This is a genomic window from Alphaproteobacteria bacterium (assembly GCA_005883305.1).
Classification (GTDB): domain Bacteria; phylum Pseudomonadota; class Alphaproteobacteria; order Sphingomonadales; family Sphingomonadaceae; genus Allosphingosinicella.
This window is the reverse complement of record VBAC01000001.1, coordinates 549,353-575,644: the sequence shown is the minus strand read 5'-3', so window position 1 is coordinate 575,644 and position 26,292 is coordinate 549,353. Positions and strand designations below refer to the sequence as shown.

Here is a 26,292-nt window from a genome sequence, read left to right as displayed (position 1 = left end):
ATAGAAGCGCCCAGGGAGAATGTGAGTTTATGGCAGGCAGAAACGTCCCGGCGACGATACCCGCAAGTAGCGGCGAGGTCGGGCTCAACCGCTATCTGGCCGAGATCAAGAAATTCCCGATCCTGACGCCGGAAGAGGAATATATGCTGGCCAAGCGCTGGACCGAGCATCAGGACACCGATGCGGCGGCCCGGCTGGTCAACTCGCACCTGCGCCTCGTGGCCAAGATCGCCATGGGCTATCGCGGCTACGGCCTGCCCACGTCGGAGCTGATCTCCGAGGGGAATATCGGCCTGATGCAGGGCGTAAAGAAGTTCGAGCCCGAAAGGGGCTTCCGCCTCGCCACCTACGCGATGTGGTGGATCCGCGCTTCGATCCAGGAATATATCCTGCGCAGCTGGTCGCTCGTGAAGATGGGGACGACGGCGGCGCAGAAGAAGTTGTTCTTCAACCTGAGGCGGATGAAGAACCGGATCGAGGCGTTCGAGGACGGCGACCTGAAGCCCGAGGACGTGAAGAAGATCGCCACCGATCTCGGCGTTTCCGAGGAGGACGTGGTGTCGATGAACCGGCGCATGGCGATGGGCGGCGACACGTCGCTCAACGTGCCCCTGCGCGACGATTCGGAAGGCAGCTGGCAGGATTTCCTGGTCGACAACGAGCCGCTCCAGGACGAGCGCGTCGCCGACGCCGAGGAGACCCGGATCCGCCACGATCTGCTGGTCGAGGCGATGGACAGCCTCAACGATCGCGAACGGCACATCCTGACGGAGCGGCGCCTCACCGACGAGCCCAAGACGCTCGAGGAGTTGAGCCAGGTCTACGACGTCAGCCGCGAGCGCATCCGCCAGATCGAGGTGCGCGCGTTCGAGAAGCTGCAGAAGGCGCTGATGAACCTCGCCGGAGAGCGCAGGCTGCTGACCGCCGCCTAGCGGCTCGCGGCGGTGGTGCCCGCGGCCGTTTGGCCGCCGCTTCCGCTCGTCGCCGACGAAGTCTGGCCATCGCTCCGAGCGGCCGGCTGCGGTGCCGCCGCCGGCGCCGACGGATCCCAACGGTAGCGCACGCCCTGAAGCTCGCGCGGCTGCTCGGCGCCCTCCCTGCGGCGGCCCAGCGAGGCCTGAGCGGCGGGGCCGGTGTCGGTGCCGGTCAGTGCCCAGCGCTGGCTGGCCGTCAGCGTGCTGTCGGCGCGGGCGCGGTCGGCGATCATCGCGTTGGCGCTTTCGCGCTGCAACGGCTCGTAGCGGCGAAGCACCGCGCGCTGGAAGCTGTCGACGCTCGCGCTGGTCCCGGCCGCCGAATTGCCCTGAAGCGCCGCCTGCGCGGCCAGCGCGTCGCGCGCGCTCTGGGCCAGCTGCTCGGCGCGCGAGGGCTGTCCGAAGCCGCCGCGCCAGGCGATCGCCGGCTCGGCGCCCGAATAGCGGTTGAGGAAGGCGCCCGGCCGCCCCCAGCCGCCGCGCCAGCGATAGAAGATGTGCAGCCCGACATTGGCGGACTTGACCAGGGTCGGCGCCCAATAGGGCATGACGTAATTGGCGTGGTAATGCGTCGCCCAGCCCACCGGAGCGTAGACGTAGCCGTTGAGCGCGGCGGCGGCGACCGCCTTGGCCCGGTCCCAATAGCCGGCCATCGGCCCGCTCCTGAGCGAGCCGTCGCAGGTGAAGCTGAACTGGCATCCGGTATTGCGCCGGGCGCCCTCGAACACCACGCCGCAGACCGACGCCGGGTAAGCGGGGTGGCGGACTCGGTTGAGCACGACCTGGGCGACCGCACGCTGGCCGTCGAGCGGCTCGCGCGCGGCTTCGTAATAGATCGCGGCCGTCAGGCAATCGAGCGAGCGGGCGCGGTCGGCGGCGGTTCCGCTCAGATGGAAGGGCCGCGCCGCGGGATTGGCCTGCTGCGACACCGGAATGGCGGCGTTCATCGCCAGCGCGGTCAGCGGATTGACCTGGCGCAGGGCGGTCGCGCTGGTCTGCACGGCCACCGCCTGGATTTGGGCGATTTCGGGCGAGGTCGCCTCGGCCTTTTCGAGCTGCGGGCGTGGATTGGCGCTCTCGGCGGTGATCCCGGCCACCGCGGCCAGCCACAACACGGCCATCGCGCCGAGCAAGGCCCAGGCGCGCCAATGCGCCCGGAAGGCATCCGCCAGGCGCAAGTCGGTCCGTTCGAGGGCCAGAGCCGTCATCAACACTCCATCTTCACGGTTCAAAGGTGCATTATATAGATAATACACCTGATATGCAACGGGGAGATTCCCCCAGACCGGGGCGCGGTCAACACCGAGTCGGCGGAGCGCGCCCATTACGAGACAGAAAATCCAAGCTTTTCACATCGCTGGAGCATGTTATTCTGCGGGCTTCACATGGGGGTTTGAATGACGAAATCAAGGCTTCTCACCGGCATCGCCTTCATCGCCGGCACAGTCGCAACGGCCACAGCCCTGGCCCAGCCGGGACGCGGCGGCGGCGGGACCGCCACATACTGGATGTCGGCCGAAACGACCAGCGGCATGGCCGCCATGGCCGGAGCAGGCGCAGGCCAGCCGCCGAGCCGCGGCTCGATGCTCGGCGCGATGCTTGCCGGGCGCGGCCCGGGCGGAGCGAACAACCCCGGCTACGTCCACAATCTCAAGCTCGAGCTCGGCAGCCCCCGGCGCCCCGCCGGACCTCCCAGGGCCGACCACTTCATCCCGCCCGCGCTCAATGCCGGCGCCTCGCTTCCGCTCGTCTCGCCGGTGCGCAGCCAGCCCGTGGCGCCGACCGGCCCGATGCCCAATTACGGCGACGGCGGCATGAATGGACGGATCCTCATCTATTGGGGCTGCGGCGACCATGCCCGTCCCGGCCAGCCGATCGAGATCGATTTCGCCCGGTTGCGCTCGGGCCAGGTGCCGCCGGGGGTGAGCGGCCCCGGGCTCAGGCCGATGATTCCGCCGAGCCAGGCGACCTGGGCGACCTTCGGAGAATGGCCCAACCCGCGCTCCAACGCGACCATTCCCGCGAACGGCTCGCTGGTCGGCGCCCACCGGGTCGCCGGCAATTACAGCCCGGAGATCGACTTCACCCTCGCTCCGGGCCAGGACTTCCTGCCCCCGATCCGCCTTACCTCGAACACGCGAGGTCCCTCGGGTGCCGTCCCGCTCGCCTGGAGCCCGGTGACCAATGCCCGGGCCTATTTCGTGATGGCGATGGGCTCGGCCGGGGACAACACGATGATCATGTGGACGTCGAGCGAGGTCCAGATCGGGATGATGGCCGCGATGGATTATCTCGCGCCTGAGGAGATCACCCGCCTGCTCGCCCAGCGGGTCCTGCTGGCCCCCACGGCGATCCAGTGCACCGTCCCCGCCGAGGTGGCCGGCCGGGTCCAGGCGGCCTCGCTGATGATGACGGCCTTCGGGCCGGAGGCGAATTTCAGCTCGCCCGAACGACCGGCACGGCCCCCGCGCGGCTGGGCGCCCGACTGGACGGTGAAGCTGCGCACGCGCTCGGCCTATTTGGGAATGCTCGGCCAGGACATCGAGGCGATGATGCGCGGAGAAAGCTGGGACGAGCCGCAGCGCGAACAGCCGCGGCGCCGCCGCAACCCGCTGGGGCGCATCCTCGGGCAGTAGCGCCGGCGGGTCCTCGCCCCCCACGCACCGAATAGCGATTCAGGCGCCCTTGAGCTCGTCGTCGTCGTCGAGAATCTCTCGCGCTGGCTTCTCGAGCCGGGCCAGCAGCTCGGCGAGAGGCATGGGCTCGAACAAAGGCACGCCTTCCTGCGGGGAGCGGATCGGCACGGCGACCGCGCTCTCGCCTTCGCCGACGACCACTGCCTCGGTGTAGAGAGCCGGAATGCGAAGCAGCCGCAAATCGGTTTCCGAGTCGTCGTCGTCCACCTGCTTCGACAGCGCTGCGAGCCCGCGTTCGAACAAGCGGCCATAATCGTTGTCGGCCGAGGCCATCTGCAGCACCTCCGGCGTTCCGCCGCCTGCCGACACGTCGTAGAAGCCGCCGAACTCGCCGTCCCGTGTCTCGATCACTCGGATCGCGGACGGCTCGGGGGCCATCGCTGCGTAACTGACTTCGGCCGCGGCACCGCCTGCCGCGCGGGCGAGATCGCTGAGGCCCAGTATCTGGACAGGATGGGCGAGGCCGAGTGAGACCGATGCCGTCCCTGCCGCCGCACCACCCGCCTCGTCGCCGCCATGAGGCACAAGCAGCGGCCGGACTTCCCAGATGCGCTTCAGCAACTCCGGCGCCAACTCGCGAATCCTGATGTTCACCATCGGAGGGCCCGCCTTCGTGAAATAGGTGTGGGTCCAGGTGCCGGAGCCCTGATAGCTGCTGGAAAAGGTGGCGACACTCGGATTGCTCTTGCCATAGATCGGATCGTCGATGTTGAAATACTGCACGCCGCCGACGGTGCTGCAACCATAGATCACCATGAAATGCCCGCCACCGCCTGCCCAACCGACCCGCGCGCCGAGCACGCGGCCGGCATTGATCTCGGCCTGCACCGCGGCGAAGCTTGCCGGGCCCGATACCGACACGAAATTCTGGGTGACCTGAAGAGCGCGGTCCAGATACCACGCCACGTTGCACGCGCCCGGCACCGGACTGCCGCAACACGTCGTGAGTGCGAGTGCGCTGTTCGCGACTCGGCACTGCGTCCACGTACTAGCCGGCCGATAGAAGAGGGACGTGCTCGTGGAGGTGGCGGCCCAACACCAGTTCGATTGAGTCTGGTGCTGCATATTAAACGGGAGGCTTACCGCCGTATAAAGCAGGTCTTTCAGCTTGAACCTACGATAGTCGATCGGGCTGATCGCGATGGAGCTCAAAAAAGCGGAATTTTCTCCGAGAGCCATGATCGCATCCTCTCAAATTTATCGGTCACTCGACTAGCGACTCGCTCCAACAATCCTATGGGGTAATGCCTCCATTACTCGATAATCAAGAAAATGACTCCTTTTGCTTGATCCATTTAGGAGGGATCGGCCGTCGTCAGGCCGGGGGACAGGCATTGAGCCGGAAGTGGCGTCGGATTGGGGGAGGCGCTAGGAAACGATCATGGCCGAACGCATCCCTCCCCCCGCCGCCGCGACCGCCGACACGCACTGCACCGCCGAGCAATATGAGGCGCTCTACGCCCGCTCGCTGAGCGATCCCGACGGCTTCTGGGCCGATCAGGCGCGGCGCATCGACTGGATCGAGCCGCCGCGGACGATCGCCAACTGGTCGTTCGATCCCGTCGACATCAAATGGTTCGAGGACGGAATCCTCAACCTCTGCCACAATTGCGTCGACCGGCATCTCGAAGCGCGCTCGGCCGAGCGGGCGATCGTCTGGGAGGGCGACGAGCCCGGCGTCACCCGCACGCTTACCTATGGCGAGCTTCACGCCGAGGCGGTGAGGATGGCGAACAGCCTGAAGGCGCTCGGCGCGGGCAAGGGCGACCGGGTGACCCTCTACATGCCGATGATCCCCGAGGCGGCGGTGGCGATGCTCGCCTGCGCGCGGATCGGCGCGGTCCACAGCGTCGTCTTCGGCGGCTTCTCGCCCGAGGCCCTGCACGGCCGGATCGAGGATTGCGCGAGCCGTTTCGTCATCACCGCCGACGGCGGCAAGCGCGGCGGCAAGCTGGTCCCGCTCAAGGACAATGTCGATGCAGCGCTGGATCGCGGCGGGATCGACGTCGCAGGCGTGATCGTCGTCCGCCACCTCGGCAACGGGATCGCGATGCGCGAGGGCCGCGACCATTGGTACGATGAGATCGGCGCGACGGTCCCGGACGAATGCCGCTGCGAGCCGATGGGCGCGGAGGATCCGCTGTTCATCCTCTACACCTCGGGATCGACCGGGAAGCCCAAGGGCGTGCTGCACACGACCGGCGGCTATGCGGTGTGGACCGCGACGACCTTTCACTATGTCTTCGATTACAAGCCGGGCGAGCTCTTTTGGTGCACCGCCGACGTGGGCTGGGTGACCGGCCACAGCTACGTCGTCTACGGCCCGCTCGCCAACGGGGCGACGACCTTCATGTTCGAGGGTGTGCCCAACTACCCGGACTTCAGTCGTTTCTGGGACGTGGTCGAGCGGCACGAGGTCGACATCTTCTACACCGCGCCGACCGCGATCCGCGCGCTGATGCGCGAGGGCGAGGGCCCGGTGAAGAAGCATGACCTTTCCTCGATCCGCCTGCTCGGCACGGTCGGCGAACCGATCAACCCCGAGGCGTGGCTGTGGTATTGGCGGGTCGTCGGCGAGGAGCGCGTGCCGATCATCGACACCTGGTGGCAGACCGAGACTGGCGGGGTGATGATCACCACCCTGCCCGGCGCTCACGACATGAAGCCGGGATCGGCCGGCAAGCCGTTCTTCGGAGTAGAGCCGGAACTGATCGACGCCGAAGGCCGGACGATCGAGGGCGCCGGATCGGGCAACCTCTGCATCACCCGTTCCTGGCCCGGCCAGATGCGCACGGTCTACGGCGACCACGAGCGTTTCGTGCAGACCTATTTCAGCGCCTACGAAGGCAGATATTTCACCGGCGACGGCTGCCGCCGCGACGAGGACGGCTATTACTGGATCACGGGGCGGGTCGACGACGTGCTCAACGTGTCGGGCCACCGCCTCGGCACCGCCGAGATCGAGAGCGCCTTGGTTTCCCACCCGCTCGTCGCCGAAGCGGCGGTGGTCGGCTATCCGCACGACATCAAGGGCACCGGCATCTACGCCTATGTGACGCTCAATGCCGGCGTGGAGGGCTCGGCGGCGCTCGAAACCGAGCTTCGCAACCAGGTCCGCAGCGAGATCAGCGCGATCGCCAACCCCGATTTGATCCATTTCACCCCGGCTTTGCCCAAGACCCGCTCAGGCAAGATCATGCGCCGCATCCTGAGGAAGATCGCCGAGAACGACTATGGCGCGCTCGGCGACACGAGCACGCTCGCCGACCCGAGCCTGGTCGACGATTTGATCGCGGGGCGGCAGGGCGGCTGACCGACATAAATGTCGAATCCCCCTCCATTCTTGCCTAGACCAGCTGGAGCTCCACCCGCCTACCGACGACCATCGCCGCCCTTTGCAAGGTTTCGATCGTCACATTTCCGTTTTCCGGGTCGAGCACCCGATCGACCTGCGTCCGGCTGGTGTGCATCAGCCGCGCGAGCCCGCTCTTGCTGAGCCCGCGCTGGCGCATCGCTTCGGCGAGCTGCCACGCGATCACTTCCTTAATCGCTTTCGCCTGCACCTCGGCGAGCACGCCTTCCTCATCGAGAAAGCTGTCGAGCGTCGAACCCCGGTGTCTGTTGTCAGCCATTCTCCACCTCTTTCTTGCGGTCGCCAGCGAGCTTCAGGTCTGCGAGCGGCGTTTTCTGCGACTTCTTCACGAACCCGTGCAGCGCGTAGAGCTCGCCGCCGTGGAAGCAGATCAAAACCCGCGCGATCTTCTTGTCCGGTAGGCCGGTACGAACCTCAAACAGACCTTTTCCCATCGGCCGGACCAGCGGCATGCCAACGGGCCATCGATATTGAACCCGCTGCAAATCCATGCCGATGGCGCGCCGATTGCCCTCGGCGAGTCCAGCGAGCCAATCCCGTACCGGCTCATTGCCGGTCGCCGACCGGTAGAAGACCAATTCGATCTTGCGGGCAGCCGCAACCATGCCTGACCCACTATGCACCTTTTAAGGTGCAGGTCAAATTTTGGAGCAGAGGACAATCCTTCGTCTGTATTGCGAGGGGCCGGACCGCCGGAGCTTGCTGGCAAGCGGCCGCCCCGCCTAGGAGAGCGCAATGCAGATCGTCGCGGCCGACATCGGGGGCACCCATGCCCGCTTCGCCCTGGCCGAGATCGCCGGGGCCGCGCGGCCCAAGCTCGGCGCCATGCGCAAGTACCGGACTCGCGAATATAAGGGAATCGGCGCGGCCTGGGCCCAGTTTGCGCGAGAGTGCGGCCCCCTTCCCCGCGCCGCCGCGATCGCCGTCGCCGCGCCGATCGAGGGCGACACGCTGACCTTCATGAACTCGGACTGGCGGATCGACCGGCACGGCCTGGCCGCCGAGCTCGGCGTCGACAGGATGACGCTGCTGAACGACTTTGGCGCCGTGGCTCACGCGGTTTCCATCATGCCGCCCGAGGAATTGGTTCCGCTCTGCGGCCCCGGCGATCTGCCTGCGGAGGGCGTGGTCAGCGTCATCGGGCCCGGCACCGGGCTCGGCGTCGCCATCCTCGACCGCCGCCGCGGCATCGAGGTGATCGAGACCGAGGCGGCACATGTCGGCTTTTGCCCTCTCGACGCGGACGAGGAGACGGTCGCCCGGTCCGTCGCCGAACGCTATGGCCGCGCGTCGGTCGAGCGGGTCGTCTCGGGCCCCGGGCTGATCGATATCTACCGCGCGCTCGGCGGCGAGGGAGAATGGGACGCGACCAATGCCGGCGCATTGTGGGAGGCGGCGATCGAAGGTCGCGATTCGCTCGCGGTCCGTGCTCTCGCCCTTCTGGTCCGCAGCTTCGGTGCCGCGGCCGGCGATATCGCGCTGGCCCACGGTGCGATGGGCGTCGCGATCACCGGCAGCCTCGCGGGCCGCATCGCGCACCTGCTCCGCGGACCCGACTTCGCCGCCCGCTTCACCGCCAAGGGCCGCTACAGAGAACGGATGATGCGCACGCCCGCCCGGCTGGTGACCTATGCGGAGCCCGGCCTGCTCGGCGCCGCGATCGCCTTCCAGCGCGAATTCGGCTGATCGGCGATCAGCGCGGCGCCATCCGGATCGCGCCGTCCAGCCTCACATATTCGCCGTTGAGATAGGTGTTCTCGGCCATGAAGATGGCGAGCCGCGCATATTCCGCCGCCTGGCCGAGCCGCTTCGGAAAGGGCACTTGCGCCGCGAGCGCGTCCTTCACGTTCTGCGGCATCATCGCGACCATCGGCGTTTCGAACACGCCGGGGAGGATGGTGTTGACCCTGATCCCTTCGCCCATCAGGTCGCGGGCGATGGGCAGCGCCATGCCGAGCACCCCGGCCTTGGACGCCGAATAGGCCGCCTGGCCGATCTGCCCGTCCTGCGCGGCGACCGAGGCGGTGTTGACGATGCACCCCTTCTCGCCGTCCTCGAGCGGATCGAGGGTGGCCATTCCGGCGGCCGAGGCGGCGAGCACACGGAAGGTGCCGATCAGGTTGATCTGGATGGCGAGCTCGAACTGGTGGACCGGGTAGCGCTTGACCGCGCCCGTCTCCTTGTCGCGGCCGACGGTCTTCACGGCGTTGGCGACCCCCGCGCAGTTGACGCAGATCCGCTCCTGGCCGTGCGCCTCGCGCGCTTTGGCGAAGCCGGCGTCGACCGCCTCGTCGGAAGTCACGTCGACGAGGGCGAAGATTCCGCCGATCTCGCCCGCCACCTTCTCGCCGCGCTCGGCGTCGCGGTCGAACACGGCGACCTTGACGCCCCTGGCGGCGAGCGCCCGCGCCGTCGCCTCGCCGAGGCCCGAAGCGCCGCCGGTGACCACCGCGGCGATGTTGCTGTCCAGCTTCATGTCCGTCCCTTTCGCTTTGCGCGCTCCTTGCGGCAGAGCGGACGATTCGACAAGTTGTGGGAGCGGCGCAAATGACGTAGGCCATGCGAAGCCGCGGGCAAAAGGAGTTGCGTGAGATGAAGCCTGGAAGAGGGATAAGCCGCCGTTCGTTCCTGACGCGCGTCGCCGGCGGCGCGGTCGTTGCGGGCGGCGCGATGGTTGCCATGACGGGCACCGCGCAGGCGCAAGTCACCGACCGGGACCAGGGACCCAATTCCGATCCGCCGGGCCGGGGGCGCGGCAACAATCACATCGCTCGTTGCACCGACGCCGATCAGGGTCCCAACGCCGATCAGGCCGGCAACGGGCGCGGGAACGGCCGCAGCGACAGCGACAGCGGAGCGAACTCCGATCCGGCCAGTTGCGCGCGCCGCCGCTGAGCCGAGCCCCTGGCGCGGGACCCGCGCCGGACGCCCCGGCGCGGGTATTTTTTGCGCTCCGGAAAGCGTAAGGGCGCGCCATGGCCGACAATCCCTTTACCAGGCATCCGCGCGAGGTCGGCGAAAGCTACGGCCACCATTTCGTCAACGCATCCGCCTTCGGACTCAGGATGCTCGCGGGCGGGACCGCGGTGCTGGTCCACGCGGTCTTTCCATTCCTGTTCGTCAAGACCGGCAGCCGAACGATGGACAAGCTCCACCGCCGGATGACCGGGCGCGCCGGCAAGGCTGACTGGGAACGCCACCCGATCATCTGATCAGAAGCTGTAGCTGATCCCCACCGCCGCGATGCCCTGGTCGCGCCGCCTGACGTCGGCCGGACGGCGTTCCGGCTCGGTGTGATTTCGCGGCCGGGCGAGCTCGGGCACGCTGAACCGTCCGACTCCCAGCCGGAGCCGTTCGGCCAGGTCGACCGTCCCGATCAGCCCTCTCGGCAGCGCCGGGCCCGCTTCACGCAGAACGGCCTGTCCGATTCGAAAATCGCTCGTACCTGAAGCGCGCTGCGCCGCGGGCCCGGTCGCTCGATCCTGCCCCCGGGCCGCAACCGGAAGCGAAAGCAGGATCAGGCACCAGACCGCCGCACGAGGCATCGCAGAACCCCTGTGTTCCGCCCCGTCTCGAAAGCGTTTCTGACATGGATTAGGTTCCCATTGTTGGGCTGCCGCGTTCGGTCTAGGCTCGGACGACCGATCGAGGAGGCAAGATGAAACAGCTTCTGCTCATTGGCGCCGCGCTGGCCGCCATCCCGCTGACCGCGCTTCTCGCCCAGCCGCAGCCCGCCGCCCCCGGCCTGACGCCCGAGCAGATCGTCGCTGCCCGCCAATCCTCCTACGTCCTGTCCGGCGGGAGCTTCGCGGCGATGAAGGCCGCGGCGGATTCGGGCGCCGACGTTCGAACCCTCGCCTTTCCGGCCCGCTCGCTGGCGCGCTGGGCGCGGACCCTTCCGACCCTTTTCCCCGCCGGGACCAATCTTCCGGGCAGCCATGCCCTTCCGGCGGTGTGGAGCGACCGGGCCGGCTTCGAGGCCCGCGCGGCGGCCTACGCCACCGCGGCCCAGGCGCTCGCCCAGGCCGCCCAGTCCGGAGACCGCGCCGCGTTCCTGACTCAATGGGCCGCGGTGCGGCAGACCTGCTCGGCCTGCCACGAGACGTACAAGGCGTCCGACTAGAGTTTGATCAGCTTTATGCTGACCCGCTCATCCTGAGGAGACCGAGCTTGTCGAGGGCCCGTCTCGAAGGACCGTCCTTCGAGAGCCGTTTCGACAAGCTCGTAGTTTACCGTGAGCGCCCGCCTTGGCAGGCAGTCGAAGGGGCTCCTCAGGATGAGCGGGAGCGAGGCAGTCAAAGGCGATCACGCTCTAAAGCTTCAGCTTCCTGCGGTCGGCGATCACCGCGCGGGCTGCATTGTGCCCGGGCGCTCCGGTGACTCCGCCGCCGGGATGCGCGCCGGCGCCGCAGAGGTAGAGGCCGGGGAGCGGCATGCGGTAATCGGCGTGGCCCAGCATCGGCCGGTTCGAGAAGAGCTGGTCGAGCCCCATCTTGCCGTGGAAGATGTCGCCGCCGATCAGGCCGAAGCGGCGCTCGAGATCGAGCGGCGACAAGGCCAGCCGGCCGATCACCGAGGCCTTGAAGCCCGGCGCGTAGCGGTCGACATGGGCGATGATGTGGTCCGCGGCCTCTTCGCGCCGCGAGTCCCAGCCTCCGGGCACGTCGTAGGGGAAATGCTGGCAGAACAGGCTGGCGACATGCTGGCCGTCGGGCGCCAGGCTGTCGTCGAGCGTCGACGGGATCAGCATCTCGACGATCGGCTCTTTCGCATACCCTTCGGTCCGCGCAGTCAGATAGGCGCGGTCCATATAGCCGAGCGAGGGCGCGACGATGATCCCGGCGGTGAGCTGGTCGCCAGGCTTGGGCAGCGAAGTGAAACGCGGCAGCTCCGAAAGGGCCACATTCATCCGGAAGGTCGCCGACTCGCTGGACCAGTGCGCCATGCGCCGCGCCGGTTCCGCCGCGACCGCGCCCTCGGGCAGCAATCGGGTGAAGAGCAGCTTAGGGTGCACGCCGGCGACCACGGCCTTGGCGCGGTAGGTTTTGCCGCCCGCCACCACGCCCGCAGCCCGGCCGCGCTCGACGATCACCTCGTCCGCGGGGCTATCGAGGATGATCTCGACCCCCGCCTCTCGCGCAGCCTTGGCCATCGCCTGGGTGATTGCGCCCATGCCGCCGATCGCGTGCCCCCACGCGCCCTCCACGCCCGCCGCTTCGCCGAAGACGTGGTGAAGGAGGACATAGGCGGAGCCCGGCGCGTCGGGGCTGGCATAATGGCCGACCACGGCGTCGAAGCCGAACAGGGCCTGGACCAGTTCGTGGCTGAAATAGCGTTTCAGGATGTCGCCTGCCGACTTGGTGAAGAAATCGACCAGGTGGCGCTGCTCCTCGAGCCCGAGCCGACCGACGCCGCCGCCGAGCTTGAGCAAGGCAAGCAGGGCGCCGAGGCCGCCCCCCGCGTTGGGCGGCGCGCGCAGAAGCCACTGGCGGAGCACGCCGACGACTGAGCCCAAAGCGGTGGAATAAGCGTCGTAATTCTCGGCATCCGCCGGCGAATGCCGGGCGATCTCCCGCCGCGTCAGTCCGCCCCGGCCGGAAAGGAGATAGTCGCTCCCCTCGGTCGGAAGGAAATTGTCGATCTTGCGCAGCACGACCTTGAGGCCGTGCTGGTAGAGCCGCATGTCGCGGATCACCTTGGGGTTGAGCAGGCTGACCGTGTAGCTCGCGGTGGAGTTGCGAAAGCCCGGATGGAACTCCTCCGTCACCGCCGCCCCGCCGACGACGGAGCGGGCCTCGACCATGGTGACGCTGTAGCCCCGCTCGGCGAGGTAAAAGGCGCAGACGAGCGCATTGTGCCCCGCGCCGATGATCAGGATGTCGCTCTCGCCCGCCCGTGCCATGCGGCGGCTATAAGGGCGTCGGTCAAGCCCGGCCATCCTTGACTTGGGCGGTTCGAACGGCTTCGGCCCGGCTCCATGGCGGCCCTCTTCCTCCTCGCTCTGGCGCTCTCGATGGACGCCTTCGCCGTGGCGCTTTGCCAGGGCGCGGCCGGCGGCGGCACGCGCGCCGCGCTGCGCGCCGGTGCGGCCTTCGGCCTGGCGCAGGGCCTGATGCCGCTCGTCGGCTGGAGCCTCGGCATCGCCTTCGCCGCCTCGATCGCGGCGGTCGATCATTGGATCGCCCTCATCCTGCTCTCGATCCTCGGCCTCAAGATGATCCATGAGGGCGCGACCGCCGAGCATGAGAACGGCCGCCCCCTCCTGTCAGGCTGGGCGCTGTTCGCGGCGGCAATCGCGACGAGCATCGACGCGGCAGCGGCCGGCATAACGCTGCCGACGATCGGCGCCCCGATCCTGGCCGCGGTCGCGGCGATCGGCGCGACCACCGCAATCATGAGCTTCGCCGCCGTGCTCATCGGCCGCGCCGCCGGGGACCGTCTCGGCAAATGGGCGGAGATCGCAGGGGGCCTGATGTTGATCGGGATCGGCGCCAGAATCTTCGTCCAGCATCAGTTTCCGGGCGGCTGAGACGGTCATTGCTTCTCCCCATTCGGCCCTTATGCTGCGGGCCTCACAAAAGGGGGACGATTCAATGAGAAATTTGTTTATCGCCGGGGCTCTGTTGGCCTCGGCAATCGCCACTGCGGCCTATGCGGCGGCGCAGGATTTCACGATCACCAACAGCACCGGCCACGTCATCGTCACGCTCAACGTGTCGCCGACCAGCTCCAGCCGCTGGGGCCCGGACATCCTCGGCCGCGAGGTGCTGGCGGACGGCGAGCAGGCCGAAGTCAGCTTCGACCGCGACGAGAACCAGTGCGTCTGGGACATCCGCGTCACCTATGACGACGGCACCGAGAATGACGAGCGCGGGATCAACCTGTGCGAGACGACCGAGGTCGAGTTCACACCCTCCAGCTGATCGGGACCGCTTTAAAAGAGAGCCGCTCCGGCAGGTCCGGGGCGGCTCTCTTCGTCAGCGCATCAGCACCAATTCCTCCGACATAGTCGGATGCAATGCGACCGTCTCGTCGAACTGGGCCTTGGTCAGGCCCGCCTTCACCGCGATCGCCGCCGCCTGGAGGATTTCGGGCGCGTCAGGGCCGATCATGTGGATGCCTACGACCCGATCGGTCTCTTCATCCACGATCAGCTTGTAGAGCGAGCGCTCGTTGCGGCCGGCCAGGACATTCTTCATCGGCCGGAAATCGGAGACGTAGGTCCTGTAGGTGCCGAGCTTGTCGCGCGCCTGCCCCTCGGTCATGCCGACCGCCGCGATCGGCGGATGGCTGAACACGGCGGAGGGGATGTTGGCATAGTCCACGCGCGTCGGCTTGTTGCCGAACATCGTGTCGGCGAAGGCCTGACCCTCGCGGATGGCGACCGGGGTGAGCTGGACGCGGTCGGTGACGTCGCCGATCGCGTAGATGCTGGGCACCGACGACTGATTGTCCTCGTCGACCAGGATCGCGCCGTTCTTGCCGAGCTCCACGCCCGCTTCTGCGAGGCCCAGCCCTGCGGTGTTGGGCGCCCGGCCGACCGCCCACAGCAGCAGGTCCGCGTCGATCGGGCTCGATCCCTGCAGATGGATGCGCAAGCTGCCGTCCTTGCGCTTCACGACCTTCTCGAACGGGGCGTTGAACTTGAAGTTGATCCCCTTGGTCAGCGAGATCTGGAGCAGGCGGTCGCGGACCTGCTCGTCATAATGGCGAAGGATCCGGTCGCCGCGGTTGACGATCGTCACCTCGCAGGCGAATTCGTGCAGGATTCCGGCGAACTCGTTGGCGATATAGCCGCCGCCGGCGATCACCGCGCGGCGCGGCATCGCGTCCAGATGAAACATCTCGTTGGAGGTGACCCCGTGCTCGGCGCCGGGGACGTCGGGAACCACCGGAGTCGCTCCGGTCGCGATCAGGATCGTCGCGGCGCCCACTTCGCTGCCGTCCTCGAGCCGAACCCGGTTGGGCCCGACCAGACGCGCGCGCTGGGCGAAGACCTCGACGTCGTGGCGCTCGAGGATATCGGCGTAGATGCCCTCCAGCCGCTCGACCTCGGCCAGGACGTTGTCGCGAAGCGTCGGCCAATCGAACTTCTGCCCCTTGATCTTCCAGCCGAAGCGGGCGGCGTCCTCCAGGTCCTCGGCGAAATGGGCGCCGTAGACGAGCAGCTTCTTGGGCACGCAGCCGCGGATGACGCAGGTGCCGCCGACCCGAAATTCCTCGGCGATCGCCACCCGCGCGCCGTGCGCCGCCGACACGCGCGCCGCGCGCACCCCGCCGGAGCCGGCGCCGATGACGAACAGATCGTAATCATAGGCTTCGGCCATCACAGTTCTTCCTCGAACGCCCGGGCGAGCAGGGCCTGCGTGGACGGGTCGAAGGCGACCTCACCGTCGCCGTCCAGCGATTTCGCCATTTCCTTGCCGAGCTCGACTCCGAACTGGTCGAACGGGTTGATCCCGAGCAAGGCGGCGTTGGCGAAGGTCCGGTGTTCGTAGAAGGCGATCAGCGCGCCGAGGCTCGCCGGATCGAGCCGATCGAGCAGGATGGTGGTCGAGGGCCGGTCGCCCGGATAGGCGCGGTGCGGGTCCTCCGCATTCTTGCCGCTCATCAGCGCGGCGCCCTGGGCGAAGCAGTTGACCAGCAGCGCCCGGTGATGGTCATCGACGAAGCCGGCCGAATTCTCGATCGCCGCGACGAATTCGACGGGCACGAGGTGCGTCCCCTGGTGAAGCAACTGGAAAACGGCGTGCTGGGCGTCCGTCCCGACCCCGCCCCACACCACCGGCGAGGTCGCCCGCCCCGCCGGCTTGCCGTCAATGCGGACCGACTTGCCGTTCGATTCCATCTCCAGCTGCTGGAGATAGGAGGGGAGCAGCCGAAGCCGCTCGTCATAGGCGAAGACCGCGCGGGTCTCGGCGCCCCGGACGTCGGCGTAATAGCGGTCGACGAAGGCGGCGAGGACCGGCGCGTTCCGCTCGAACGGCGCCAGCCTGAAATGGCGGTCCATCGCCGCTGCGCCCTCCAGCAGGCTCTCGAACGCATCCCAGCCGAGCGCCAGCGCGGCGGAAAAGCCGATCGTCGACCACAGCGAATAGCGCCCTCCGACGCTTTCCGAAAAGGGCAGGATCCGGGTCTCGTCGACGCCGAACTCGATCGCCTTTTCCGGGCTTGCGGTGAGCGCGACGAGACGGCCGTAGGCATCCTCCACGCCCCCCTCTTCCAGCCAGCGCAGCGTCGAGCGCGCGTTGAGCATCGTTTCCGTCGTGGTGAAGGTCTTCGAGGCGATCGCGACGAGTGTGGTCGCCGGATCGAAGCCACTCAGCGCCTCGTCGAGCGCCGCGCCGTCGACGTTGGAGACGACCGCCGTCTCGTAGCGCCCAGCCTCGCGGCCGAGCGCGTCGACCAGCAGGTGCGGCCCGAGCGCCGATCCGCCGATGCCGATGTGGAGGATGTGGCGCACGGGGCCGAACGCTTCCGCCTCGATCGCGTCGATCAGCGCGCGCATCCGGTTGTGCATGCCGCTCGCGCGAGCCACGCTTTCAGGCGCCCCCTGGCCGCGCTCCGCGCTATGCTCGGCGGCGCGCCCTTCGGTCGGGTTGACCACCTCGCCGGCGAACATCGCGTCGCGGCGGGCTGCGAGGCCCGCCGTTTCGGCCAGCCGGACGAAATCGGCGATCGCGGCTTGGCTCAGGTGAGTCTTGGAAAAGTCGAACAGCGTGTCGCCGACCTCGAGCGACAGGCGATCGAGCCGGTCGGGCTCGGCGGCGAACAGCTCCGCCAGGGTCGGTCGCGGCGCCTGCGCCAGCGCGTTCCAAAGGTCCTCGTTCATTGGCCGTGCTATTAAGGCGGAGCGCGGCGAAAGCCCAGCGCGGCTTGACCCGGCCCGGCCCCCAAGCGAAAGCGCGCGCGATGGAGACCGACGCCGCCCCTTTTGCAACCCACGAGCGTAAACCCGAAAGCTGGGCCAGCCTGGCGCGCTTCGTGTTGCTCCTGTTCCTCGGCGCTCTGGTGCTCAGAACCCTCGTCGTGGCGCCGTTCAGCATCCCCTCTTCCTCGATGCTGCCGCGCCTGCTGGTCGGCGACTATCTGTTCGTCTCCAAGTGGAGCTACGGCTATTCGCGCTATTCCTTCCCCTTCGGACTCCTGAACTTCCACGGCCGAATCCTGGGCGACGTTCCCGAGCGCGGCGACGTCGTCGTGTTCCGCTACCCCGGCAATCGCGACGAGGACCTGGTCAAGCGCGTGATCGGCCTTCCCGGCGACACGATCGAGCTTCGCCAGGGGATCGTCGTTCTGAACGGTCAGGCGCTGCCGCGCGAGCGGATCGCGGACTTCGCCCTTGCCGTAAGCCCCAACAGCGAGTGTCGCGGAATCGTGCCCGGCGCCGCGCGGCTCGCTCCGCACGATGGCGGCGGCACGGACTGCCTCTATACGCGCTTCCGCGAAACGCTACCGGGCGGGCGAAGCTACGAGGTGCTGGACCAGGTGGTGAACGGAGAGGGCGACAATTTCGGCCCGGTCACCGTCCCCGTGGGCCATGTGTTCGTAATGGGCGATAATCGCGACGACAGCCTCGACAGCCGCTTCCTCCCGCAGCGGGGCGTTGGGATGCTGCCCGTCGACCATATCGTCGGCCGGGTCCTCGTCACCATCTGGTCGACCGACGGCTCGTCGAGCTGGGTGAAGCCCTGGACCTGGTTCACCGCCGCGCGGTGGAGCCGGATCGGGGGGACGGGCTGATGAAGCTTGCCGCCTGGATCGAGAAGCATACCGGCCACAAGCCGTCCGACATCGCCTTGTTCGAGCGCGCCATCACCCATTCGAGCCATGGCGAGGAGAATTACGAGCGGATCGAGTTTCTCGGCGACCGCGTGCTTGGCCTGGTCATCGCCGACTGGCTCTACGCTTCGTTCCCGAACGAGCCGGAGGGCCAGCTTTCCAAGCGCCTCAACGTCCTCGTCGCCCGCGCGACCTGCGCCGAGATCGCCCGCGACCTCGGGCTTTCGGCCCACATGCGCCTCGGTAAGCAGGCGCGGGACGACGGCGCCTTCGAAAGCGACAATGTGCTCGGCGACATGGTCGAATCGCTGATCGGCGCGCTCTGGCTCGATGGCGGGTTCGGGACGGCCAGGGCATTCATCCGCTCCGCCTGGAGCGACCGCGTCGACCGCCGCGAGGCCGCGCCGCAGCATCCCAAGTCGATGCTCCAGGAATGGGCCGCAGCGAAGGATCGCCGGCCCCCGGTCTACGAGGTCGTCCGCCGGTCGGGGCCGCAGCACGCCCCGACCTTCGTCGTCCGCGTGTCGATCCACAAAGTGGGCGAAGCGGAGGCCGAAGGCGCGTCGAAGCAGGACGCCGAGACCGAGGCGGCCCAAGCCTTGCTGGAGAAATTGAAATGAGCGCTCGCTTCGGTACGGTCGCGGTGGTCGGCGCGCCCAATGCCGGCAAGTCGACCCTGGTCAACGCGCTGGTCGGCCAGAAGGTGGCCATCGTCTCGCCCAAGGCGCAGACCACGCGCACCCGCCTCATGGGCATCGCCATGGCCGGCGAAAGCCAGATATTGCTCACCGACACGCCCGGAATTTTCGAGCCCAAGCGCCGGCTCGACCGGGCAATGGTCGCCGCCGCGTGGGGCAGCGCGCAGGATGTGGACCTGATCGCTTTGGTCGTCGATGCCAGCACCGGCCTGAAACGCGGCGTCACCGACATGGTCGACCGGCTGAAGGACCGGCCGGAGCCGAAGCTGCTGATCCTCAACAAGGTCGACCTGGTGAAGAAGGAGGCCTTGCTGACCCTCATCGCCGACTTCGACGGGCGCGCACGGTTCGAGCAGATCTACATGATCTCGGCTTCGACCGGCGACGGGGTCGAGGAGCTGAAGGCGGCGCTCGCCGCGCGCGTGCCGGAAGGACCGTGGCATTTTCCAGAGGACCAGGTCTCCGACGCCACCGATCGGATGATGGCCGCCGAGGTCACCCGCGAGCAGCTCTACCACCAGCTCCACGCGGAGCTCCCTTATGCGAGCGCGGTCGAGACCGAGAAATATGAGGAGCGCAAGGACGGCTCGATCGTCATCCACCAGCAGATCCTCGTCGGGCGGGACACGCAAAAGGCGATCGTGCTCGGCAAGGGCGGCGCCCGGATCAAGCAGATCGGCGAGGCCGCACGCAAGGAGCTGACCGAGGCGTTCGGCCGCAAGGTCCACCTGTTCCTCCACGTGAAGGTGAACCCGAAATGGGAGGAGGATCGGGGGCTCTACCGCGAGATCGGGCTGGACTGGGTGGAGTGAGGAGCGTGATGCTCACTTTTTCGTCATTCCCGCGTAAGCGGGAATCCCGCTTCTGAAAATGCGAGGCGGCTGGGTCTATCTGCTGGCCAGCCGCTATCGCGGCACGATCTATACCGGCGTCACGGCGGATCTGGCGCGACGGACCTACCAGCACCGGATGGGAAAGGGATCGAAGTTCGCCGCGAAATACGGTGCGATCCGCCTCGTTCACGCCGAGCATTATCCGAGAATTGACGAAGCGATTGCGCGCGAGAAGGCGATCAAGAAATGGCTTCGCGCCTGGAAGATCGAACTGATCGAGAAGGACAATCCAGATTGGATTGACCGGTACGATCAGCTCATCGGCCTGTGAGAAAGGAAGCGGGATTCCCGCTTTCGCGGGAATGACGGCCAAGTGCGAAGCTGGGGACTGACCCCTTACCAGCTCGCGCCGTCGATCATCCTATGCGGCAGCGATTCCCACACGGCCGGATCGAACAGGCGCAAATTGACCCCCATCCGCTCGTAAGCGGGATCGCGCGGCGACCAGTGGCTGGTGCAGCCGCATATCCCGCAATGCCAGGTGGTCAGGGTCTCGTCGCCCTGGACGTAGCCGGCGAGCCGCCCCTCGGGATCGGCGACGCCCACCTGGTCCGGCCGGTAATAGCCCCAGAGCCCGCCGAGGCGGCGGCACAAGGAGCAATTGCAGCTGCCGAGGTCTGCTGGCGGCTCCGGCAGGGTGATTCGAATCGCGCCGCAATGGCAGCTACCCTCGATCATCCAGCACCTCCTCGACCCAGGCCGGCACCAGCTCCCCCGCCTTCCCGATCCGGCTCTCGTCGAACAGATAGGAGCCGAGGCTCGGCTCCAGGTTCATCTCCAGCGTGCGGGCACCGACATAGCGCGCGGTCTGGACGAAGCCGGCGGCGGGATAGACGTTGCCGGAGGTGCCGATCGAGACGAACAGGTCCGCGTCCATGAGAGCGCGGTCGATCCGCTCCATCTCGTAGGGCATCTCGCCGAACCAGACGATGTCGGGCCGCATTTGCCCGGGAACTCCGCATTCGGGGCACAGCGCGTGACCGCCCATGCCGCCCTCCCAGGCCATCCGCGCGTCGCAGGCGCGGCACCAGGCGGACTTGAGCTCGCCGTGCATGTGGAGCAGCCTTTTCGCTCCCGCCCGTTCGTGCAGGTCGTCGACATTCTGGGTGACGATCAGCAGCTCGCCCGGCCATGAGGCGTCGAGCCGCGCCAGCGCCTCGTGCGCCGCATTAGGCGCGACGCGGGCGAGATTTTCGCGCCGCGCGTCGTAGAAGCGGTGGACCAGCACGGGATCGCGCGCGAACGCCTCCGGGGTCGCCACGTCCTCGACCCGGTGCCCCTCCCACAGCCCGTCGGGCCCGCGAAAGGTCGCCAGCCCGCTCTCGGCGGAAATGCCCGCGCCGGTCAGGATCACGATGTTGTGAATCTCGCGCATCGCGCTTTCTTAGCCGCAACAGCGCTGTCTGGAGAAGCGTCAGGCGCGACCTTCTGCAGGGAATATCTCGGCGACCTGGAACAAGGGCATGTGCCGGCGCCACACGCGGGCGAGATCGTCGAGCGTCGCGCGCTGAGCGGCCGCTTCCGTCATGTCGCCGCCGCGCATCGCGTGACGCAGGCGGAACAAAGCGATGTTGATTTCGGCGAGCAGACCCAATGCATGGTCGTCGCCGAGCCTCGCGAAATGGCACTGCGCGCGACCGATCTCGCCATCCACGCCGGGCGCGATCAGCAGGCGGTCGGCGGCCGCGTGCGCCGTCAGGATGCGGTGCACCTCGATGTGATGGCTTGACTGCGCGGGTTGATCGGGCTGCATCGAGCCAGCATGGCAGGAGATGGTTAACGGCCGGTTTTCTTGCGGCTGGCGCCGCCCGGAAAGCTCGCTTAAGCTCGCATAAAACCGAAACGATACGGGGGGATCGGCGATGCGCTTTAGATCGAGGCTCTGGTTTGCGGCGCTGGCCGCCGCCGTCATGATTTCAGGGTCTCCGGCCCCCGCAATCGCGCAGGGCGGCCCCGAGGCGCCGACGCTCACCCCCTTCTCCAGCGACCGCGCCCTGCGCGATTTCCTGCGCGCGGTGGTCGCCGAGGAAAGGCGCGAGAACATGGAGGCCTACGGCCAGCCTTACCCGCCGCCTCCGGCGCCGCCCCCTCCCCCGCCGCCTCCGCCTCCGCCGCCTCCGGGCGCCGCGGCCGCGCCCGCCGCGCTCAGCATCACCAACAACCAGGTGATCGGGGTCGATGAGGGGGACATCGTCAAGGCGCGCGGGGACATTCTCGTGGTGCTCCGCCGCGGCCGCCTCTTCACCGTCAGCCTGGCCGGCGGAACGATTCGGCCGGTCGCAGCGATCGACGCCTTTCCGCCGGGCGTGAACGCTCAGGGCGATTGGTATGACGAGATGCTGATCGCCGGGGATCGGGTCGTCGTGATAGGCTATTCCTACCACCGTGCCGGCACGCAGGTGAACCGTTTCCGGCTCGGCGCCGACGGCAGCCTGGCGTTCGAGGACAGCTACCAGCTCCGCTCCAACGATTATTATTCCTCGCGCAACTATGCGAGCCGGCTGATCGGCAACCGCCTGATCCTCTATTCGCCGCTCGCGCGCGGCTTCGACGACGTGCTCGGCAACCTCCCGGCCATCCGCCAATGGCAGCCGAATCCCCAAGGCGGCGGAGCCTGGCGGCGCACTGCCGGGGCCACCAGCTTCTACGTGCCGAACGCCTTGCGCGACCCCCGCCGCGCGATGATCACCACCCTCCACACGGTGACCAGCTGCGACCTTTCCGCCGCCACGCTCGATTGCGGCTCGACCGTGGTCCTCGGCGGCTACGCGCGGACCTTCTTCGTCTCGGGCAACGCCATCTATCTGTGGATCGGCAACGCCTGGAAGGAGCATGGCGGATCGACCGCCTTTGTCTACCGGATCCCGTTCGACGGTGCACGCCCCTCGGCGCTTCAGGCGCGCGGCATGCCGGTCGACCAATTCTCCTTCTATCCCGACGCGGCGCGAAGCGCGCTTCACGTCGTCGTCCGCGCCGAGGGGGATGGTGACGCGATGTGGAGCCCGGAGGTGACGAGCGGCGACGTGGCCCTGCTGACCATCCCGATGGCGACCTTCGGAAGCGGCGCGCGCGAGGCGCCTCGGGGCGCCTATCACCGCCTGCCCAAGCCGGAAGGAAGCACTTGGTCCTTCCAGAACCGATTCGTCGGCGATCACCTGCTCTACGGCACGGCGAGCGGCGACATCACCGGCGCCGTCTCGGTCGTCTCGCTTGCGGACTATGGAGTCACCCGGCTTGGGCTTCCGCACGGGGTCGACCGGCTCGACGCGATTGGCGCCGATGCCATCGCGATCGGCAGCGGCCGGGGGGCGCTGGGCTTCAGCGCGATCGACCTCGCCGGCACGCCGCGAATCGCCGACACCTTCCTTCTGCCCAACGCTCGCGAGGGGGAGACTCGAAGCCATGCCTTCTTCTTCCGGCCCGATCCGGATTCCCGCGACGGATCCGGCCTGCTCGGCCTGCCGGTGGCACGCTTCCTCGATCGGCGCGGACAGCCGCAGGGCAATTCCGCCGGCATCCTCTTCCTGAACCGGCGGGGCGGGAAGCTCTCCGAAGCCGGAGCGCTCAACGGCAGCACCGTCGCGGGCAGCAATGCCGACGATGGCTGCCAGGCCTCCTGCGCCGACTGGTACGGCAATGCGCGGCCGATCTTCATCGGCGACCGCATCTTCGCCCTGCTCGGCTATGAGCTGGTCGAAGGCACGGCGCGGGGCGGCCGCGTCAGCGAGGTGGGGCGCAGCTCCTTCGCCCCGCGGCGAGGCGACAAGTGACGCCAACCGCATCTTAAGGCTCCGCGCGTATAGGACGGCCCGATGTCGGCCGAGCTTGCCCTTCCCGCGAAGCGCTGGTCGCTGCGCCCGTCCTGGGCCGCGGCGGCGCGCCTGGTCCTGCCCGCGACGATCCTCGTCACGCTGATCGCCGAACTTCTCCTCGCCGAGCGCAAATATGCCTTGTTCGGCGGAGGCTTCGGCCAGTCGCAGGTGCTCGACGCGCCGCTCGAGATCGCCGCCTTCCTCGCCGCGATCCTCGCCTGCCAGACGTTGGTCTTCTGGCTGCTCTACCGCGCGCTCCGTCGCCTGCATGGACGAAACGGCTCGGCGCCGCTGTTCGTGCTCAATTATGCTTTTCTGATGGGCGGCGGCGCGATAGCGGTGTTGATCGGCAAATATCAGGCGCTGGCCTTCTTCAGCGACGCGATGAGCTTCCAGATCGTTCGCAATCTCGGCGGCGGCAGCCTGGTCGACGCCTTGCTCTATTCGCTGAGCGAATCCGGCTTGGTCCTGATCGCGGTGGCCGGCGGAGCGCTGTTGTATGCCGCAGCGCTGATCTTCTCGCGGCGATGGCGGCGCGATTCGCCGCCAATCCCCGATTGCTACCGGATCGGTGCCGCCCGGGCCGTGGCCGCGCTGGCCGCGACAGGCCTGCTGCTGTTCGCGGTGAACCGGGTCGACGATGCGCGCGCGGGGGCGGTGCGCTTCAATGCGGTGCTCGGCCTTTCAACCCTTTTCGACCAGCTGACCGATTTCGACCGCGACGGATGGAGCTGGTTCTCCTACCCGCTCGACCGCCAGCCCTTCGACTCCGCCCGCCACCCGTTCGCGCTCGACATTCCCGGCGACGGGATCGACCAGGACGGCTTCGGCGGCGACCTCATTTTCTCGGGCAACGCGGCGACGGCGTCGGCGCCGGTCATCGCCGGCGCGAAGCGCAACGTCGTCCTGATCGTCCTGGAAAGCACGCGCGCCGATGCGATCGGGCGGCGAATCGACGGCCGCTCGCTCACCCCGACGCTCGACGCACTGGCGGCGAGCGGGAGCCGGGCGCAAGCGGCCTATTCCCACGTCGGCTTCACCACCTTCTCGCTGCAGAGCCTGTTCACAGGCGAGCTGGCGCCGGTCGACGACCGCCAGTCATTGATCCGCGACTTCCAGGCCAATGGCTATGAGGTGGGAGTCTTCTCAGGGCAGGACGAGAATTTCGGGGGCACGGCGGAGCTCGTCGGCCTCAGGCGCGCCTCGACCTACGTCGACGGCGCGACCTTGCGCGAGGAGCGCGCGTTCAGCTTCGCCGCGCAGGGATCGATCATCATCGACGGCAAGCTCCTCCTTCGCGAGTTCGACCGCCGGCTCGGCCGGCCCGAGGCGTGGCACCGTCCGCATTTCCTCTATTTCAACCTGCAATCGGCCCATTTCCCTTATACCGAGCCGTTGATGGATCAGGTGATCGCCGGCACGCCGATTCCGCGCGGCGAGATCGGCGCCGGCAACCGCGACTGGACCCAGCGCACCTATTGGAACGCGATCGCCTATAACGACCGGCTGATCGGCGCTCTGATCGCCCGGCTGCGGCGCCTGGGGGTGCTCGACAACACCTTGCTGATCGTCACCGCCGATCATGGGGAATCGCTGTTCGACGACGGCTTCCTGGGCCACGGCCACATGCTCAATGAGCAACAGACGCGCATCCCCTTCATACTCAGCGCGCCGGGCGTGGCCATGCCGCAGGTGATGGGGCTGGCCGACATGCGCGGCCTCATCCTCACCGCTGCCGGAGCGCCGCAACCTGCCCGCTCCCCCGTCCCCGTCTTCCAGTATCTGGGCTCGCTCGACCGGCCCGGGTCGATCGGCTGGGTCGACCCGGCCGGCAACCGGACGATCTTCAATCTCTTCGAGGAATCGGTCTGGACCAGCGGCAGCGGGCGCTGGGTGCGCTATTCCGCGCTCGCCGCGGGAAGCGGCGAGAAGCGCGCCGCCGACGCGCTCATCGGCGAATGGGCGCGGCAACGCTGGCTGCGCCACTTGAGGGAGCAGCCAGCGTCGCGCTAGCTCACTTCGGCGTCTCGACCTTGACGTCGGCGTTGATGTCGGTCGGGTTGTTGCCGTTCATCAGGCCCCTGCCGAACAGCAGGAACAGAACGACGACCACCGCCACGAGCAAGACCACGGCGATCAGAACGCCGCCACCGCCGCCGCCACCGTCCGTGACGATCACTTCCTTTTCATCGGCCATCTTTTCGCTCCTGCAATGATACCTCGCCCGACAACGCCGCGCCCGGCGGGATCGTTCCGGGACCGGCGCTTGCGGCGAACGCGCCGCTCGCCCATGAAGCGATGCGAAGGAGCTTCGGCACATGACCTCGATCGGAATCCTGGGCGGCGAAGGACGGATGGGCCGGGCGATCGCCGACGCCGCGGGGGCCAGGAGCATCGGAGGGGCCGTCAACCGGGGGGCGGACGAGAAGGCGCTTGCGGCGCTGGCGGCGGCGAGCGACGTTCTCGTCGACTTCACCGCCCCGGACGCGCTTCAGGCTCATCTCGAGGCGGCCGTCGAAGCGGGCAAGCCGATCGTGATCGGCACCACCGGGCTCGCCCCGGAGCATCACCGCGCGATCGACGAGGCGGCGAACCGGATCGCCGTACTGCAGACGGCGAACACCTCGCTGGGCGTCAACCTCCTGCGGGCACTGGTGGAGCAAGCGGCAAGGCGCCTCGGCCCCGAATGGGACATCGAGATCGTCGAGATGCACCACCGCCACAAGCGCGACACGCCCTCGGGCACCGCGCTCCTGCTCGGCGCTTCCGCGAATATCGGCCGTCAAACCGGCAGCACCACCGCCAACAATCGCTTCGACCGAATGCAGGAGGGACCGCACGAGCGCGAGGAAGGCGGAATCTATTACGCTTCGCTGCGCGGCGGGTCGGTTGCCGGCGATCACCTGGTGATCTTCGCCGGAGAGGGCGAGCGGATCGAGCTCGGCCACCGCGCCGAAAGCCGCGCCATCTTCGCCAAAGGCGCGGTCAAGGCCGCCCTCTGGCTCGCCGACAAGCCTGCCGGCCGCTACGCGATGGCGGACGTATTGGGCCTGTGAGGACCAGG

29 protein-coding genes are annotated in these 26,292 nt (G+C 67.8%); 16 read left to right on the top strand and 13 right to left on the bottom strand.

Going from position 1 to position 26,292, the window contains the following annotated elements; all coding sequences use genetic code 11:
• Positions 1 to 29: 29 nt before the first annotated feature.
• The gene (gene rpoH, locus E6G92_02720) at positions 30 to 932 is read left to right on the top strand and encodes an RNA polymerase sigma factor RpoH (protein ID TMJ18773.1); all 903 of its coding nucleotides are present in this window, start codon (positions 30 to 32) and stop codon (positions 930 to 932) included.
• Here rpoH and E6G92_02715 read toward each other — a convergent pair.
• Positions 929 to 2,182, bottom strand: a complete 1,254-nt coding sequence (locus E6G92_02715; GenBank protein ID TMJ18772.1) for a hypothetical protein — start codon at positions 2,180 to 2,182, stop codon at positions 929 to 931. The genes rpoH and E6G92_02715 overlap by 4 nt on opposite strands.
• Before the next feature lie 189 nt (positions 2,183 to 2,371).
• Here E6G92_02715 and E6G92_02710 point away from each other — a divergent pair, with 189 nt between their 5' ends.
• Complete coding sequence (locus E6G92_02710; GenBank protein ID TMJ18771.1) at positions 2,372 to 3,610, top strand: hypothetical protein; 1,239 nt, start codon at positions 2,372 to 2,374, stop codon at positions 3,608 to 3,610.
• Positions 3,611 to 3,649: 39 nt separating this feature from the next.
• Here E6G92_02710 and E6G92_02705 read toward each other — a convergent pair whose 3' ends face one another.
• Positions 3,650 to 4,849: a hypothetical protein gene (locus tag E6G92_02705; GenBank protein TMJ18770.1), complete on the bottom strand. Its 1,200-nt coding sequence runs from the start codon at positions 4,847 to 4,849 to the stop codon at positions 3,650 to 3,652.
• Between the two features lie 202 nt (positions 4,850 to 5,051).
• On the opposite strand from E6G92_02705, the gene acs reads away from it, so the two are divergent.
• Complete coding sequence (gene acs, locus E6G92_02700; GenBank protein TMJ18769.1) at positions 5,052 to 6,983, top strand: acetate--CoA ligase; 1,932 nt, start codon at positions 5,052 to 5,054, stop codon at positions 6,981 to 6,983.
• Between the two features lie 34 nt (positions 6,984 to 7,017).
• Here the strand turns inward: acs and E6G92_02695 are convergent, their stop codons facing one another.
• Together E6G92_02695 and E6G92_02690 are read right to left on the bottom strand one after the other, a co-directional pair.
• Complete coding sequence (locus E6G92_02695) at positions 7,018 to 7,302, bottom strand: Fis family transcriptional regulator (GenBank protein TMJ18768.1); 285 nt, start codon at positions 7,300 to 7,302, stop codon at positions 7,018 to 7,020.
• Complete coding sequence (locus E6G92_02690; protein TMJ18767.1) at positions 7,295 to 7,648, bottom strand: type II toxin-antitoxin system RelE/ParE family toxin; 354 nt, start codon at positions 7,646 to 7,648, stop codon at positions 7,295 to 7,297. Before E6G92_02690 ends, E6G92_02695 begins: the two co-directional genes overlap by 8 nt.
• A gap of 130 nt (positions 7,649 to 7,778) precedes the next feature.
• On the opposite strand from E6G92_02690, the gene E6G92_02685 reads away from it, so the two are divergent.
• The gene (locus E6G92_02685; GenBank protein TMJ18766.1) at positions 7,779 to 8,729 is read left to right on the top strand and encodes a glucokinase; all 951 of its coding nucleotides are present in this window, start codon (positions 7,779 to 7,781) and stop codon (positions 8,727 to 8,729) included.
• Positions 8,730 to 8,736: 7 nt separating this feature from the next.
• Here the strand turns inward: E6G92_02685 and E6G92_02680 are convergent, their stop codons facing one another.
• Complete coding sequence (locus E6G92_02680; protein ID TMJ18765.1) at positions 8,737 to 9,519, bottom strand: SDR family NAD(P)-dependent oxidoreductase; 783 nt, start codon at positions 9,517 to 9,519, stop codon at positions 8,737 to 8,739.
• Between the two features lie 116 nt (positions 9,520 to 9,635).
• Between E6G92_02680 and E6G92_02675 the strand changes: the two genes are divergently transcribed.
• Positions 9,636 to 9,938 carry a hypothetical protein gene (locus E6G92_02675; protein ID TMJ18764.1) on the top strand — a complete coding sequence of 101 codons (303 nt, stop codon included), beginning with the start codon at positions 9,636 to 9,638 and terminating at the stop codon, positions 9,936 to 9,938.
• 80 nt (positions 9,939 to 10,018) lie between these two features.
• Positions 10,019 to 10,255 carry a hypothetical protein gene (locus E6G92_02670; protein TMJ18763.1) on the top strand — a complete coding sequence of 79 codons (237 nt, stop codon included), beginning with the start codon at positions 10,019 to 10,021 and terminating at the stop codon, positions 10,253 to 10,255.
• On the opposite strand, the gene E6G92_02665 is transcribed toward E6G92_02670, so the two are convergent.
• On the bottom strand, positions 10,256 to 10,588 hold the full coding sequence (locus E6G92_02665; protein TMJ18762.1) for a hypothetical protein: 333 nt from the start codon (positions 10,586 to 10,588) through the stop codon (positions 10,256 to 10,258). It lies immediately after the preceding gene.
• A 113-nt stretch (positions 10,589 to 10,701) separates the two neighbouring features.
• Here E6G92_02665 and E6G92_02660 point away from each other — a divergent pair, with 113 nt between their 5' ends.
• Positions 10,702 to 11,166 (top strand): cytochrome c, encoded by a 465-nt coding sequence (locus E6G92_02660; GenBank protein ID TMJ18761.1) that lies wholly within the window; start codon positions 10,702 to 10,704, stop codon positions 11,164 to 11,166.
• 189 nt (positions 11,167 to 11,355) lie between these two features.
• Here the strand turns inward: E6G92_02660 and E6G92_02655 are convergent, their stop codons facing one another.
• Positions 11,356 to 12,945, bottom strand: a complete 1,590-nt coding sequence (locus E6G92_02655; protein ID TMJ18760.1) for an NAD(P)/FAD-dependent oxidoreductase — start codon at positions 12,943 to 12,945, stop codon at positions 11,356 to 11,358.
• Positions 12,946 to 13,020: 75 nt separating this feature from the next.
• Between E6G92_02655 and E6G92_02650 the strand changes: the two genes are divergently transcribed.
• Complete coding sequence (locus E6G92_02650; GenBank protein TMJ18759.1) at positions 13,021 to 13,572, top strand: manganese efflux pump; 552 nt, start codon at positions 13,021 to 13,023, stop codon at positions 13,570 to 13,572.
• Positions 13,573 to 13,636: 64 nt separating this feature from the next.
• Positions 13,637 to 13,966 carry a hypothetical protein gene (locus tag E6G92_02645; GenBank protein ID TMJ18758.1) on the top strand — a complete coding sequence of 110 codons (330 nt, stop codon included), beginning with the start codon at positions 13,637 to 13,639 and terminating at the stop codon, positions 13,964 to 13,966.
• Positions 13,967 to 14,020: 54 nt separating this feature from the next.
• Here the strand turns inward: E6G92_02645 and gorA are convergent, their stop codons facing one another.
• The gene (gorA, locus tag E6G92_02640; protein ID TMJ18757.1) at positions 14,021 to 15,370 is read right to left on the bottom strand and encodes a glutathione-disulfide reductase; all 1,350 of its coding nucleotides are present in this window, start codon (positions 15,368 to 15,370) and stop codon (positions 14,021 to 14,023) included.
• Positions 15,370 to 16,875 carry a glucose-6-phosphate isomerase gene (locus E6G92_02635; GenBank protein ID TMJ18756.1) on the bottom strand — a complete coding sequence of 502 codons (1,506 nt, stop codon included), beginning with the start codon at positions 16,873 to 16,875 and terminating at the stop codon, positions 15,370 to 15,372. Before E6G92_02635 ends, gorA begins: the two co-directional genes overlap by 1 nt.
• An 80-nt stretch (positions 16,876 to 16,955) precedes the next feature.
• Here E6G92_02635 and lepB point away from each other — a divergent pair, with 80 nt between their 5' ends.
• The 4 genes from lepB to E6G92_02615 are packed head-to-tail and all read left to right on the top strand — an operon-like array spanning position 16,956 to position 19,687.
• Positions 16,956 to 17,786: a signal peptidase I gene (lepB, locus tag E6G92_02630; GenBank protein ID TMJ18755.1), complete on the top strand. Its 831-nt coding sequence runs from the start codon at positions 16,956 to 16,958 to the stop codon at positions 17,784 to 17,786.
• Positions 17,786 to 18,445 (top strand): ribonuclease III, encoded by a 660-nt coding sequence (gene rnc / locus E6G92_02625; protein ID TMJ18754.1) that lies wholly within the window; start codon positions 17,786 to 17,788, stop codon positions 18,443 to 18,445. The genes lepB and rnc overlap by 1 nt, the downstream gene beginning before the upstream one ends.
• Positions 18,442 to 19,335: a GTPase Era gene (locus E6G92_02620; GenBank protein TMJ18753.1), complete on the top strand. Its 894-nt coding sequence runs from the start codon at positions 18,442 to 18,444 to the stop codon at positions 19,333 to 19,335. The genes rnc and E6G92_02620 overlap by 4 nt, the downstream gene beginning before the upstream one ends.
• A gap of 58 nt (positions 19,336 to 19,393) precedes the next feature.
• Positions 19,394 to 19,687, top strand: coding sequence for a GIY-YIG nuclease family protein (locus E6G92_02615; GenBank protein ID TMJ18752.1), 294 nt, complete (start codon positions 19,394 to 19,396; stop codon positions 19,685 to 19,687).
• Between the two features lie 65 nt (positions 19,688 to 19,752).
• Here the strand turns inward: E6G92_02615 and E6G92_02610 are convergent, their stop codons facing one another.
• The 3 genes from E6G92_02610 to E6G92_02600 are packed head-to-tail and all read right to left on the bottom strand — an operon-like array spanning position 19,753 to position 21,328.
• Positions 19,753 to 20,094, bottom strand: a complete 342-nt coding sequence (locus E6G92_02610) for a GFA family protein (protein TMJ18751.1) — start codon at positions 20,092 to 20,094, stop codon at positions 19,753 to 19,755.
• Positions 20,081 to 20,791, bottom strand: a complete 711-nt coding sequence (locus E6G92_02605) for an NAD-dependent deacylase (GenBank protein ID TMJ18750.1) — start codon at positions 20,789 to 20,791, stop codon at positions 20,081 to 20,083. Before E6G92_02605 ends, E6G92_02610 begins: the two co-directional genes overlap by 14 nt.
• Positions 20,792 to 20,830: 39 nt before the next feature.
• Positions 20,831 to 21,328, bottom strand: coding sequence for a hypothetical protein (locus E6G92_02600; GenBank protein ID TMJ18749.1), 498 nt, complete (start codon positions 21,326 to 21,328; stop codon positions 20,831 to 20,833).
• Here E6G92_02600 and E6G92_02595 point away from each other — a divergent pair.
• Positions 21,279 to 23,186, top strand: a complete 1,908-nt coding sequence (locus E6G92_02595; protein ID TMJ18748.1) for a hypothetical protein — start codon at positions 21,279 to 21,281, stop codon at positions 23,184 to 23,186. The two genes, E6G92_02600 and E6G92_02595, sit on opposite strands and share 50 nt — an antisense overlap.
• 42 nt (positions 23,187 to 23,228) lie before the next feature.
• Positions 23,229 to 25,241 carry a hypothetical protein gene (locus E6G92_02590; protein ID TMJ18747.1) on the top strand — a complete coding sequence of 671 codons (2,013 nt, stop codon included), beginning with the start codon at positions 23,229 to 23,231 and terminating at the stop codon, positions 25,239 to 25,241.
• A 1-nt stretch (position 25,242) separates the two neighbouring features.
• On the opposite strand, the gene E6G92_02585 is transcribed toward E6G92_02590, so the two are convergent.
• Complete coding sequence (locus E6G92_02585) at positions 25,243 to 25,425, bottom strand: hypothetical protein (GenBank protein TMJ18746.1); 183 nt, start codon at positions 25,423 to 25,425, stop codon at positions 25,243 to 25,245.
• Between the two features lie 121 nt (positions 25,426 to 25,546).
• Between E6G92_02585 and E6G92_02580 the strand changes: the two genes are divergently transcribed.
• Positions 25,547 to 26,284: a 4-hydroxy-tetrahydrodipicolinate reductase gene (locus E6G92_02580; protein TMJ18745.1), complete on the top strand. Its 738-nt coding sequence runs from the start codon at positions 25,547 to 25,549 to the stop codon at positions 26,282 to 26,284.
• Positions 26,285 to 26,292 lie beyond the last annotated feature (8 nt).

Coding starts and splice junctions, on each gene's coding strand:
- E6G92_02660 (TMJ18761.1), top strand. CDS start 10,702: ATGAAACAGCTTCTGCTCATTGGCGCCGCGCTGGCCGCCATCCCGCTG.
- E6G92_02580 (TMJ18745.1), top strand. CDS start 25,547: ATGACCTCGATCGGAATCCTGGGCGGCGAAGGACGGATGGGCCGGGCG.
- E6G92_02680 (TMJ18765.1), bottom strand. CDS start 9,519: ATGAAGCTGGACAGCAACATCGCCGCGGTGGTCACCGGCGGCGCTTCG.
- E6G92_02620 (TMJ18753.1), top strand. CDS start 18,442: ATGAGCGCTCGCTTCGGTACGGTCGCGGTGGTCGGCGCGCCCAATGCC.
- E6G92_02665 (TMJ18762.1), bottom strand. CDS start 10,588: ATGCCTCGTGCGGCGGTCTGGTGCCTGATCCTGCTTTCGCTTCCGGTT.
- E6G92_02655 (TMJ18760.1), bottom strand. CDS start 12,945: ATGGCACGGGCGGGCGAGAGCGACATCCTGATCATCGGCGCGGGGCAC.
- E6G92_02615 (TMJ18752.1), top strand. CDS start 19,394: ATGCGAGGCGGCTGGGTCTATCTGCTGGCCAGCCGCTATCGCGGCACG.
- E6G92_02610 (TMJ18751.1), bottom strand. CDS start 20,094: ATGATCGAGGGTAGCTGCCATTGCGGCGCGATTCGAATCACCCTGCCG.
- E6G92_02585 (TMJ18746.1), bottom strand. CDS start 25,425: ATGGCCGATGAAAAGGAAGTGATCGTCACGGACGGTGGCGGCGGCGGT.
- E6G92_02645 (TMJ18758.1), top strand. CDS start 13,637: ATGAGAAATTTGTTTATCGCCGGGGCTCTGTTGGCCTCGGCAATCGCC.
- E6G92_02690 (TMJ18767.1), bottom strand. CDS start 7,648: ATGGTTGCGGCTGCCCGCAAGATCGAATTGGTCTTCTACCGGTCGGCG.
- E6G92_02635 (TMJ18756.1), bottom strand. CDS start 16,875: ATGAACGAGGACCTTTGGAACGCGCTGGCGCAGGCGCCGCGACCGACC.
- E6G92_02710 (TMJ18771.1), top strand. CDS start 2,372: ATGACGAAATCAAGGCTTCTCACCGGCATCGCCTTCATCGCCGGCACA.
- E6G92_02605 (TMJ18750.1), bottom strand. CDS start 20,791: ATGCGCGAGATTCACAACATCGTGATCCTGACCGGCGCGGGCATTTCC.
- gorA (TMJ18757.1), bottom strand. CDS start 15,370: ATGGCCGAAGCCTATGATTACGATCTGTTCGTCATCGGCGCCGGCTCC.
- E6G92_02670 (TMJ18763.1), top strand. CDS start 10,019: ATGGCCGACAATCCCTTTACCAGGCATCCGCGCGAGGTCGGCGAAAGC.
- E6G92_02715 (TMJ18772.1), bottom strand. CDS start 2,182: ATGACGGCTCTGGCCCTCGAACGGACCGACTTGCGCCTGGCGGATGCC.
- E6G92_02590 (TMJ18747.1), top strand. CDS start 23,229: ATGTCGGCCGAGCTTGCCCTTCCCGCGAAGCGCTGGTCGCTGCGCCCG.
- E6G92_02595 (TMJ18748.1), top strand. CDS start 21,279: ATGCGCTTTAGATCGAGGCTCTGGTTTGCGGCGCTGGCCGCCGCCGTC.
- E6G92_02650 (TMJ18759.1), top strand. CDS start 13,021: ATGGCGGCCCTCTTCCTCCTCGCTCTGGCGCTCTCGATGGACGCCTTC.
- acs (TMJ18769.1), top strand. CDS start 5,052: ATGGCCGAACGCATCCCTCCCCCCGCCGCCGCGACCGCCGACACGCAC.
- E6G92_02685 (TMJ18766.1), top strand. CDS start 7,779: ATGCAGATCGTCGCGGCCGACATCGGGGGCACCCATGCCCGCTTCGCC.
- E6G92_02600 (TMJ18749.1), bottom strand. CDS start 21,328: ATGACGGCGGCGGCCAGCGCCGCAAACCAGAGCCTCGATCTAAAGCGC.
- E6G92_02675 (TMJ18764.1), top strand. CDS start 9,636: ATGAAGCCTGGAAGAGGGATAAGCCGCCGTTCGTTCCTGACGCGCGTC.
- rpoH (TMJ18773.1), top strand. CDS start 30: ATGGCAGGCAGAAACGTCCCGGCGACGATACCCGCAAGTAGCGGCGAG.
- lepB (TMJ18755.1), top strand. CDS start 16,956: ATGGAGACCGACGCCGCCCCTTTTGCAACCCACGAGCGTAAACCCGAA.
- rnc (TMJ18754.1), top strand. CDS start 17,786: ATGAAGCTTGCCGCCTGGATCGAGAAGCATACCGGCCACAAGCCGTCC.
- E6G92_02705 (TMJ18770.1), bottom strand. CDS start 4,849: ATGGCTCTCGGAGAAAATTCCGCTTTTTTGAGCTCCATCGCGATCAGC.
- E6G92_02695 (TMJ18768.1), bottom strand. CDS start 7,302: ATGGCTGACAACAGACACCGGGGTTCGACGCTCGACAGCTTTCTCGAT.